The organism is Stenotrophomonas pictorum JCM 9942 (genome assembly GCF_001431585.1).
In the GTDB taxonomy this organism is placed as follows: domain Bacteria; phylum Pseudomonadota; class Gammaproteobacteria; order Xanthomonadales; family Xanthomonadaceae; genus Stenotrophomonas; species Stenotrophomonas pictorum.
In genome coordinates, this window is sequence record NZ_LLXS01000047.1 from 1 (window position 1) to 1,484 (window position 1,484).

Consider the following 1,484-nt stretch of genomic DNA (forward strand, 5'->3'; position numbering starts at 1 on the left):
AGGCCCAGCTCAGTACCGACCTGCTGAAGGAAGCGCTCGCAAAAAAATGGTGAGGCCATCTCAGCGGCGCGAGATGGCCCGGTAATCCCCCCATTAACCAGAGTTCTGAGAAGTAGAGCTATGCGGCCATGGCCAACCGCTGCTTGGGGGTGATGCCGCCCAAGGCCATGTTTGGGCGTTCATGGTTGTACATCCACATCCATTGGGTGGCGCACAGCCTGACCTCATCAAGGTCTGTCCAATGGTACTGCGAGAGCCATTCGTAGCGCACCGTTCGGTTGAAGCGTTCAACATAGGCGTTCTGTTGTGGCTTGCCCGGTTCGATGTGCTCAAAGCGAATGCCCCACGACTTGGCCCAGGCCTCGATGGCCGCGCTGATGTACTCCGGGCCGTTGTCGCAGCGAATGACCTGCGGCTTGCCACGCCAGGCTATGACCTGTGTGAGCGTGCGGATCACCCGCAGCGTGGGCAGCGAGAAGTCGACCTCGATGCCCAGTGCTTCGCGGTTGAAGTCATCGATGATGTTGAGCAGCCTGAAGCTTCTGCCGTCCTCCAACTGGTCATGCATGAAGTCCATCGACCACACCTGATTGATGGCCTCTGGTACCGATAGCGGCTGGGGCTTCTCGCGCACCAGGCGTTTGCGTGGCTTGATGCGCAGGTTCAACTCCAGCTCCCTGTAGATGCGGTACACGCGCTTGTGGTTCCAGCCAAAGCCTTTGACGTTGCGCAAGTACAGGAAGCACAGCCCAAAGCCCCAGTTGCGGTTGTTGTCCGTCAGGCGTAGCAGCCAGTCGGCGATCTCATCGTTCTCGGCCTGGTGCTTGGCTTCGTACCGGTAGCAAGCCTGGCTGATCCGGAAGGCCAGGCATGCCGCGCGTATCGACATGCCTCGTTCCTGCACAGCCCTTTGAGCCATCTCGCGGCGGCGAGATGGCTTCACCACTTTTTTGCGAGTGCCTCCGAGACCACTTCGGCCTTGAGCTTTTCTTCGACGTACATCTTGCGGAGTCGGCGGTTTTCTTCCTCCAGCTCCTTCATGCGCGCCATCAGCGAGGCATCCATGCCACCGAACTTCGAGCGCCACTTGTAGAACGTGGCCGTGCTGACGCCCATCTCGCGGCACAGCTCGGGCACGGCAAGACCAGCCTCTACGCGCTTGAGCGCCTCGATGATCTGGCTGTCGGTGAATCGGGACTTCTTCATGGTAGAAATTTTCCTTCGAAAACTTCTACTTCTCACTGCGCTGGTTTTGCGGGGGGATTACCCTTCGAACTGGCGGAAAAAGCCCCCCAGCGCCGAGAACTGCTCGCCTTTTTCCTTGCGGATCTCCAGCGAGAACACCAGCTGGCGGCCATCGGCGAAACCGAAGGACACCAGGGTGTGGGCGATGGCCGGCCCCATCCAGTAGGACAGCAGCAGATCGGCTGATTGCACCTGCGAAAGATCGGACTGCCGGGGCTCCCAGCGCACGGCATAGTCGT

1 protein-coding gene and 1 pseudogene are annotated in these 1,484 nt (G+C 59.7%); both read right to left on the minus strand.

Annotated elements, in window-relative coordinates:
* Window positions 1-118: 118 nt before the first annotated feature.
* Window positions 119-1,206, minus strand: a protein-coding gene (locus ARC78_RS14125; protein ID WP_089153193.1) for an IS3 family transposase whose coding sequence is annotated in 2 segments (ribosomal slippage) — window positions 119-945 and window positions 945-1,206 — 1,089 coding nt in all. Because the reading frame shifts where the segments join, the coding sequence is not laid out codon by codon here.
* A gap of 63 nt (window positions 1,207-1,269) precedes the next feature.
* Window positions 1,270-1,484, minus strand: a pseudogene (locus tag ARC78_RS14135) (lipoprotein N-acyltransferase Lnb domain-containing protein); the annotation flags it as partial.